Raw genomic sequence first — 8,752 nt, 5'->3', positions numbered from 1 at the left:
CTGGTTGTACCGCAGCGGGCCTGACCCGCTGTCGGCTACGAACCTTTGTTATGCTACTAGATATCTTTTAGCGCCGGAGGGCGCGTAAATTAAGATAACTAACTGCAAACTATTTTTTTTATTTTCTCGTAGACTTCGGAAATTTTGAATGTCCACGAAAAATAAAATTCTAAAATATTTATTTCTTCATGCAAAAAGCTTGAGACAGTGCGAATGCACGTGCGAAAGTTTTTTACATGAACCAACGCCTTACTTTTATTTCTAAAAAAAAGGCAGGCCAGTGTGCCTGTCAGCATAACAACTGGTTGTACCGCAGCGGGCTTGACCCGCTGTCGGCTACGAACCTTTGTTACACGATTATATTTCATACACATAATTAGATTTCTTATATATTATTTTTTAAATTTCTGTTCTTTTAAGCGCAAGCTCCTATAAATATTTTATTCTTAAGCGACGAAAGTCGCGTACTACCGCTTCTTTGCTTTGCTCAAAAATACAATTCATAATTAATCAGCAAGCTTGACTTGCTGATTAATTATTCCCAATCGTCATCATCGTCAATATCATCCCAGCTATTCTGTGCTCTTCGTTGAGATTCAATTATATCGAAAGATGCATTTGCAGATTCTGCAAATATAGAAAGGCAAACGGGACATATTAAGATTTTTTTCGAAAAGTTAAATCCAAGTTGCTGATAAGAAAAACTAAAATCTTTTTCTTTCGGCTCTCTTTGTCTTTGTGAAAATGGATAAGAAAAATTATTATTTTCAGGAGTTCGTTTTAATTTTTCTATTTCTGTATCAAGACTATGAGGTGTTATTTCTTTTTCGATAAAGAAAGTTTTTATTTGTTCAAGTTTTTCTTTTTTTTCTAAAAGAGATTTTCTTTTTGTCTCATTTTGTCTCAGTTCATTTGTGTATCTGCTTTCAACAGGCTCTAAAATAAATTCTTGAATTACATCATTTACAGTTCTGAAATTTCTTTTCCCGTATTTTGAACAATAATTTAATATGATTTCAAGATTTGGTTCAAGTTTTAAAAAACTGTCTTTATTCTCTAAAACAGCGTTTAGTGTCATAGATGAATATTCATTTTTTATACTTTTCGCTTTTTCTTTTAGTTCATCAGTAAAACCTAGTTTTTCTTTTGTAATATCGATTATTGATTTTTCAAAATCTTCACAATCAAGTAATTTTTTATCAATTGATTTTAAAAGGTCTTCTTTTTGTTGTAAGAAAAAGTCTTCTGTATTTTTACAAAACCAGCATTGTTTTTTCATATTGATACCTATTCCTTTTCTGTGTAGTCGCCTGCATAATCGAGAACACATTCACAACCGTACAATTTATGTTTATTTGCAAAGCCTACACCGGTAGTTTTAAAATCTTTATTCATTATATTTTTTCGATGACCACGACTCTTTACACCGTCATCGATTAAAAGAGTAACGACAATTTCTCGGGCTGACTTAGAACCATATGAAATATTTTCACCTGCTGTTTTATATGAGCCATAGCGTTTCATTCGTGTAAACGGATCGCTTCCGTCTGTACCATCATGTCCTGTTTTGTCTGTTAAACTCTGACTGTTTGCATGGTCTTTTGCTGCTCTGGTCAAACCTTTTGAAGGCGTAAGCGTCGATAAAGATTTTTGAGAATTCATGAATTTTATACATTCATTTACAACCGCAACACCTTCATTTGTCTGAAGATTTCCGCCATAAATTTTTCCATTAAATTTCTTTGTTCTTGGCTCAATATATAATTCGGCATATTTTTTAGGATTTGTACGAGCCATATTCATTTCGAGTACGACATCTTTCTCAATGTCATCCATATAATCTACATCTCGGGCAGTATCCAAAACTGACAAATCCCAGATTGTAGTATCGATATTTTCTCTTTTATATTTTGGTGTTGATATTTTTGTAGAACCCGAAGTATCTTGAGTTTCCTTGTCTCCCGAAAATAAATCTGTAATTGATTGCCCGATGTTGTCTAAAGTTTCGCAAGATGTAAAAAGAAGCAAAGCCGAAAATAAAACTATTAAAAGCTTTTTCATTTAATTCTCCTCCGGAGCGCCCCAGTGCGGGCGTCCGTGTAACAACTGGTTGTACCGCAGCGGGCTTGACCCGCTGTCGGCTACGAACCTTTGTTATGTGATTCAATTTATTTTAATACCTGCTGCTTCAAGCAGTTGTATAAATCTACCAATTTCAGTCATTTCTAAAACCGGGGTTTCTTTATCATTTATTCTTTCCAAAGTTTGGTTAATTATTGTTTTTAAATCTATAATTTCAATTTTGATTTCAGAATTATATTTATTGAATCTTTTTTTTATTTTCTCATTATTTTGAATTTTTTCAAGATAGTTAACTTTCTTATCATGAATTATTTTTGTTGCTGCAACTCGATATGTAAAATTTCGTTGCCCAGTTTCTTCTTCTATTTTTTTTACAAATGCGTCTATCCATTTATCAGATACAAGCTCTCTAAATTGTTTCCATTCTTCACGTTTTTGAAATCCAGCCTTAGTTTTATCATTATAATTTGCTTCTGAATCAATAATAGAAAACAAATATTTCAGATTTAGTCCGCTTTGCCAAGATTTGCAAGAAATTACATGAACGTTATTTATTTTTTCTTTTGGAGAATAAGCTAAAATATCAATATCAGAGTGAACAGAATCTTTTTTTGATTCATAGTCTTGATGATTTTTATTCGGTCGATATTTTATATTGTGTTTTACAAACCAACCAGAATTAGTTACATACCAATCTTCTATTAATTGCTCAAGAATATCTTCTTTCATCTTTTTACCAATCTATAATATTTCCATCAATACAATACAATGGATATGGAATATCCTTAAAAAATTTAATATTACTAGGAAGAGTTTTACCAATATAAGGCAAAGCTTCTGTTGTTTTTGAGATATCTATTCCTTCAAATGCAAATCTCTCCAAGAATTTATTATCACTCAGTTCTGCTTTTAACTTAGGAAAAGTTTTCACCTTTTGCCAACCATTTTCATTAGGTTTAGCAATTACTACAATATTTTTATCAGCATTTACTCCGATAACAAAATCTACGGAATTAGCTTTATTGATATCAGGAATTTCCCAATATTTGCAAACACAGTCTAAAAATGTTTTTCGATTAGGTTTTCCAGCTAATAAATCATTTATTGATTTTTCTATGTAACAGATAAGTACTTTCTTTCCCGAAAGATCTACAACAGCCATTATATCTCCTCAGCGCCCCAGTGCGGGCGTCCACATAACAAATATTATCCATATCCACCATAGAATTTTTCTACTGCGAGAGAGTGTCAGTATAAACTCGGGGGCTGGATACGTTATATCTCCATTGTACAACAAGATATGTGAAAATGGTAGGGTTTTATGCGGATAGGTATAAACCAGAAGATTTTATAGCCTATCCAGCGGACTAACCACACCTCCGGCCCCTCTGTTCAGCACATGTGTATAAATCATCGTCGTACTCACATCGCTGTGTCCCAGCAGTTCCTGTATCGTCCTTATATCATACCCAATCTCCAGAAGATGGGTTGCAAAAGAGTGGCGGAAGGTATGGCAGCTCGCATTCTTGTTAATTCCTGCCTCCAAAATAGCTTGTTTTACAGCCCTCTGCATCAGGCTTTCGTCCAGGTGCCAGCGGCCTTCTTCGCCAGTCTCTAAATTTTTCCAGCGGTTTTTCTGGGGGAAGAGCCATTGCCATTTGAACTCTTTGCATCCGGTGGGGTATTTTCCGGCAAGGGCACCTGGCATTGGATTTGCGCCCCAACCGTCGGCAAGGTCTTTGATGTGAAGTTGACGAACCTTTTCTATGTGAGCTTTAAGTTCCGGAATCAGCTTTTGTGGAATCATAACATGCCGGTCTTTGTCACCTTTTCCATGTCTTACTATAATTTCATTCTGATCAAAATCTATATCCAGCACCCGCAGGCTCAGTGCTTCATTTAATCTCATGCCAGTCCCGTAAAGCAGCTTTGCAATCAGCTTTTTCTGTCCATTAAGATTTCCAATAACCCGGCTTACTTCGTCCCGGCTAAAAACAACAGGAATCCTCTCAGATTTTTTTGCGCGGATAACAGAGCCAAGTTCAGTCACCGGTGTATTTAAAATAAATCTGAAGTAAAAGAGCAGAGCCGCCAGCGCTTGATTTTGCGTCGAAGCGCTTACATTCTTTTTGAGGGCAAGATTCTTCAGAAATTCATTGATTTCTCTTTCACCAATATCTTCCTTTCCCTGATATATCCTAAGAAACTCTTCTACCCATTTTTTATAACTCGTTTTTGTGTGCTCGCTGTAATGACGGGTTGTAAGAGCCTCGTTAATTTTCTGGATTTGTGATGCAATGAATCTCTCATCTGATTTGATTGATGGAGAGGAAGATTTTGGACCAGTAGTTTCTTTCACATTAAAAAGCCCTGTGGCATAAATGTTTTTCATCAGCTGATTTACCGCCGCCTTATTATCCGGAATCAACCAGAACTTTTCATCATTATTCCACCTGCGTCCAGGAAGCGTCCGGACAGCTTCAAGCATCTGCTCATTAAAGCGTCCTGGAAAATCTACCTTAAAAAACTTCTCATCAAAATCGCTGATAAGAATATCATAATTATTAGCCTTATTATTTGTCATAAAAACCTCATATATAATATTGTGCAAACCTCACTATTTTAGGAAGTTTTTTACGAAAAAAAATAAATTTATTTTGAAGATATATTGACTATTTTTTTTCATAATTGTATAACAAAAATATCTAAGGCAATGAGGTCGTAGGGAAAATCCTGCGACTTTTTTTGTTTTAAACTTTGCCGGGACAAATCCGACAATTACTTTATAGCAATGACGCTGCGTATACATCGTTACTAACTAACGATAGTTATTCGCGGCGTTTTTTATTTACGGCGATGGTGTCGAGTAGCTGCGTTTGTGCACAATGCAGAAAACTTCGACCTGTCGCCTTTTTTTTCGGTGCTGAATCAAGTTCAGCATGACAACTTTTGGAGGTACACTTATGAGTGAAGTTTGGAGTGTGTGGTTTTTGATCGGCGCTGCACTTGTATTCTTTATGCAGTGCGGTTTTGCGATGGTTGAAACTGGTTTTACGAGAGCGAAGAATGCGGGAAACATCATTATGAAAAACCTGATGGATTTCTGTATCGGAACCCCTATGTTTATGCTGCTCGGATTCGGTCTGATGATGAGCGAGAATTATTTCTTTGGTTTTATCGGAAAACCAAACATGCAGCTTTTTACAAACTTTGCAGAAGGCGATTGGTCGAGCTTTGTATTCAACTTAGTATTCTGTGCAACAGCTGCAACAATCGTTTCTGGTTCAATGGCTGAACGTACAAAGTTCTCTGCTTACTGTATTTATTCAGCAGTAATCAGTGCAGTTGTTTATCCAATCGAAGCCGGCTGGGTATGGAACTCACAGGGCTGGCTTGCTCAGATGGGCTTTGTTGACTTTGCCGGTGGTGCTGCAATTCACTCGGTTGGTGGAACAGCTGCTTTGATTGGTGCAATCTTCCTTGGTCCACGTATTGGAAAGTATGATTACGACAAGGACGGCCGCGTTACAAAAGTGCATGCCATCCCAGGTCACTCTTTGACACTTGGTGCTCTCGGAACCTTCATTCTCTGGTTCGGATGGTACGGCTTCAACGGTGCTGCCTGTACACAGCTCCTTGGTGTAGGCGGTCTTGCCGCAGTTTTCACAACAACAACAATTGCTCCGGCAGTTGCCGCTGTTACAACAATGATTTTTACCTGGATTAAGAACGGTAAGCCGGATGTATCCATGACACTCAACGCTTCACTTGCAGGTCTTGTTGCTATTACTCCTACCTGCGCCACAGTTGATGCGTTAGGTGCAACTATCATTGGTATTGTTTCTGGAATTATTGTTGTGCTTGTTGTTGAACTTCTCGACCTTAAGCTCCACATTGATGACCCGGTTGGTGCTGTGGCAGTTCACCTTGCAAACGGAATCTGGGGTACTTTGTCAGACGGTCTCTTCAACGTTGAGGCAGGTGTCTTCTATGGTGGCGGATTCCATCACCTTGGAGTTCAGTTCGTTGGTGAAGCTGCAATCCTTGTATGGACAACAGTATGTATGCTGATTACTTTCACTTTGATCAAGAAGCTCCACGGACTTCGTGCCAGCCGCGAGGAAGAAATTGTCGGACTCGATAAGCTGGAGCATGGAATCGATTCAAGCTATGCAGGCTTCATCATGGCGCCACAGGTTCTCGGCGGAGACAGCCCAGCAGCAGCTGGCGAAAGCGTTCCAGTAGAAAAGTCAGTTCCTGTTGCAAAGGCAACAGCCCGTCCGGATGCAAAGTTCCACATGGTTACAATCATTACACGCCAGAGCAAGTTCGACGAACTCAAGGCTGCAATGAACGACATCAACGTAACAGGTATGACAGTTACAAACGTACTTGGTTGCGGACAGCAGCACGGAAACGTTCAGAAGTACCGTGGTGTCGAAATGGATATGACACTTCTTCCAAAGATCAAGGTTGATATCGTAGTCAGCGAAGTTCCGGTAGACCTCGTTGTAACAGCCGCTAAAGAAGTTCTTTACACAGGCCACATCGGCGACGGAAAGATTTTCGTTTACGATGTTCAGAATGTCGTAAAGGTTCGTACCGGTGAAGAAGGATATGAGGCTCTTCAGGATTAGGCTACAATCGAAGAACCGTTAAAAACTGTTGTGCGACAGCGCAACAGTTTAGGTTCATCGAAAGAACGCCTCAGAGGCGAGACTATGCGAGCCGACTCGTAAGGGTATTCGGGGAGGCTTGTTCATACTAAAAATCAATTGTTAAAAAAAAGTAAATGCATTATAATTAAATCCCGTATGAAAAACGGATTTGATAACGATAAGTATCTTAAGATTCAATCAGAACACATTAAAGAAAGGATTGCCAAATTTGGCGATAAACTCTATCTGGAATTCGGTGGAAAGCTTTTTGATGATTACCACGCTTCCCGAGTTCTCCCTGGTTTCCAGCCGGACAGTAAACTCAGAATGCTCATGCAGCTGGCCGACGTTGCGGAAATCGTAATTGTAATCTCAGCAGTTGATATTGAAAAGAACAAGGTTCGCAGCGACCTTGGAATCACCTATGATAAGGATGTACTCCGTCTTCGCGATGAGTTCCAGAACCGCGGCCTTATGGTTGGCAGCGTTGTAATTACCCACTACACCGGTCAGGAAGCAGCAAAGGCCTTCCGCAGCCGTCTTAAGAAGATGGGCATTAAGGCCTACTATCATTATACAATTCCGGGTTATCCTTCTAACGTGCCTCTCATTGCCAGTGACGAAGGCTTTGGTAAAAATGATTATATTGAAACAAGCCGCCCTCTCGTTGTAATTACTGCACCGGGACCTGGAAGCGGAAAAATGGCAACCTGTCTCAGCCAGCTCTATCACGAAAACAAACGTGGTATTAAGGCTGGCTATGCTAAGTTCGAAACCTTCCCAATCTGGAACCTGCCACTTAAGCATCCTGTAAATCTTGCTTACGAAGCAGCTACTGCAGACCTCAACGATGTAAACATGATTGACCCATGGCACCTGGAGGCTTACGGAAAAACCACAGTAAACTACAACCGCGATATAGAAATCTTCCCGGTTCTTGATGCAATCTTCAAGGGCATTTACGGAAAGAACCCTTACAAGTCGCCTACAGACATGGGCGTTAATATGGCGGGTTATTGTATTGTTGATGATAAGGTTTGCTGCGAGGCAAGTAAGCAGGAAATTATCCGCCGCTATTATGAGACTGTCGGCCGCCTTGTAGAAGGCAATGCAGAAGAGGCTGAAGTTGAAAAAATCAATCTTTTGATGCAGCAGGCTGGCGTTACAACTGATGACCGCAAGGTTACGGTTGCCGCTAAGGAACGTGCCGCAAAATCAAAATCTATCTGTGCGGCAATTGAACTTGCAGACGGTACAATTATTACTTCTGAAACAACAGAGCTTTTGGGAACTTCAGCCGCTTTGATTTTGAATGCAACAAAGCATCTTGCCGGCCTTGACCACAAACTTAAGCTGATTCCAAAAGAGATGATTGAGCCTATTCAGAAAATGAAGGTAGAATACTTGAGCGGAAATAACCCGCGTCTCCATACAGACGAGGTTCTGGTTGCTCTTGCTATGCTTTCAAAAACCGATGAAAACTGCCGCAAGGCAATTGAACAGCTGCCAAAGCTTCGCGGCTGCCAGGTTCACACAACAGTTATTCTGAGTGAAGTTGATAAAAAGATTTTCAAAAAGCTGGGCGTAGCACTAACCTGCGAACCGGTTAGTAAGAAACAGAAGCCGCTTATCGGGTAATAAACTCCCACCTTTCCAGCGTAGTCAGAAACTGAACAAGTCTGTTCAGCATTTTGTCGCTTTCGGCCGGAAAGGTTTCGTTCATTTTTGCAAGAAGATCATTTACTGTGGCAGTGCCATCGAGGGCCAGCCACAGGGTGCTTCCGTATTTATCCAGAGCAATGTGGCTTACACGCGGGCGATGAAAAAACTTCTGGGCAATGGAATTAAAAAATCCCTTGTTTACCATATCAACTTCAACAAAGCCGTCTTCTTTTACGCGCCACTGAATCTCAGCATTTTTTGAAAATACAATGTCCATGTAGTTAGCAGGAAGCTTACGTGTTTTAGTTTTAGTCATCGTCCACCTCAAATGAGATTATCGGGTCAAGCCC

General features: G+C 39.6%; 8 protein-coding genes. 2 read left to right on the top strand and 6 right to left on the bottom strand.

Features of this window, described 5'->3' with window-relative positions; genetic code table 11:
• Positions 1–535 precede the first annotated feature (535 nt).
• From G626_RS0112645 to G626_RS0112625, 5 genes are all read right to left on the bottom strand, one after another.
• A complete protein-coding gene (locus G626_RS0112645; protein ID WP_022933156.1) occupies positions 536–1,279 on the bottom strand; it encodes a hypothetical protein in 744 nt (247 codons plus the stop codon).
• Between the two features lie 8 nt (positions 1,280–1,287).
• Positions 1,288–2,061: a CAP domain-containing protein gene (locus tag G626_RS0112640; RefSeq protein ID WP_022933155.1), complete on the bottom strand. Its 774-nt coding sequence runs from the start codon at positions 2,059–2,061 to the stop codon at positions 1,288–1,290.
• Between the two features lie 102 nt (positions 2,062–2,163).
• A complete protein-coding gene (locus tag G626_RS17690) occupies positions 2,164–2,811 on the bottom strand; it encodes a hypothetical protein (RefSeq protein ID WP_022933154.1) in 648 nt (215 codons plus the stop codon).
• A gap of 4 nt (positions 2,812–2,815) precedes the next feature.
• Positions 2,816–3,244: a hypothetical protein gene (locus G626_RS0112630; RefSeq protein WP_022933153.1), complete on the bottom strand. Its 429-nt coding sequence runs from the start codon at positions 3,242–3,244 to the stop codon at positions 2,816–2,818.
• 186 nt (positions 3,245–3,430) lie between these two features.
• Positions 3,431–4,666, bottom strand: a complete 1,236-nt coding sequence (locus tag G626_RS0112625; RefSeq protein ID WP_022933152.1) for an integron integrase — start codon at positions 4,664–4,666, stop codon at positions 3,431–3,433.
• 379 nt (positions 4,667–5,045) lie between these two features.
• Between G626_RS0112625 and G626_RS0112620 the strand changes: the two genes are divergently transcribed.
• Together G626_RS0112620 and G626_RS0112615 are read left to right on the top strand one after the other, a co-directional pair.
• On the top strand, positions 5,046–6,719 hold the full coding sequence (locus G626_RS0112620; RefSeq protein ID WP_022933151.1) for an ammonium transporter: 1,674 nt from the start codon (positions 5,046–5,048) through the stop codon (positions 6,717–6,719).
• Between the two features lie 177 nt (positions 6,720–6,896).
• Entirely contained in the window at positions 6,897–8,378 is a 1,482-nt protein-coding gene (locus G626_RS0112615; protein WP_027727177.1) for a DUF1846 domain-containing protein, read from the top strand.
• On the opposite strand, the gene G626_RS0112610 is transcribed toward G626_RS0112615, so the two are convergent.
• Entirely contained in the window at positions 8,368–8,718 is a 351-nt protein-coding gene (locus G626_RS0112610) for a PqqD family protein (protein ID WP_022933149.1), read from the bottom strand. The genes G626_RS0112615 and G626_RS0112610 overlap by 11 nt on opposite strands.
• Positions 8,719–8,752: the final 34 nt, after the last annotated feature.

It is taken from the genome of Treponema bryantii NK4A124 (assembly GCF_000421345.1).
GTDB lineage: Bacteria > Spirochaetota > Spirochaetia > Treponematales > Treponemataceae > Treponema_D > Treponema_D bryantii_B.
This window is presented reverse-complemented; position numbering and strand designations above follow the sequence as displayed.

Bases quoted from the DNA above. Each gene is read 5' to 3' on its own strand.
- G626_RS0112645 (WP_022933156.1), bottom strand. From the start codon at position 1,279: ATGAAAAAACAATGCTGGTTTTGTAAAAATACAGAAGACTTTTTCTTA.
- G626_RS0112615 (WP_027727177.1), top strand. From the start codon at position 6,897: ATGAAAAACGGATTTGATAACGATAAGTATCTTAAGATTCAATCAGAA.
- G626_RS0112610 (WP_022933149.1), bottom strand. From the start codon at position 8,718: ATGACTAAAACTAAAACACGTAAGCTTCCTGCTAACTACATGGACATT.
- G626_RS17690 (WP_022933154.1), bottom strand. From the start codon at position 2,811: ATGAAAGAAGATATTCTTGAGCAATTAATAGAAGATTGGTATGTAACT.
- G626_RS0112630 (WP_022933153.1), bottom strand. From the start codon at position 3,244: ATGGCTGTTGTAGATCTTTCGGGAAAGAAAGTACTTATCTGTTACATA.
- G626_RS0112625 (WP_022933152.1), bottom strand. From the start codon at position 4,666: ATGACAAATAATAAGGCTAATAATTATGATATTCTTATCAGCGATTTT.
- G626_RS0112640 (WP_022933155.1), bottom strand. From the start codon at position 2,061: ATGAAAAAGCTTTTAATAGTTTTATTTTCGGCTTTGCTTCTTTTTACA.
- G626_RS0112620 (WP_022933151.1), top strand. From the start codon at position 5,046: ATGAGTGAAGTTTGGAGTGTGTGGTTTTTGATCGGCGCTGCACTTGTA.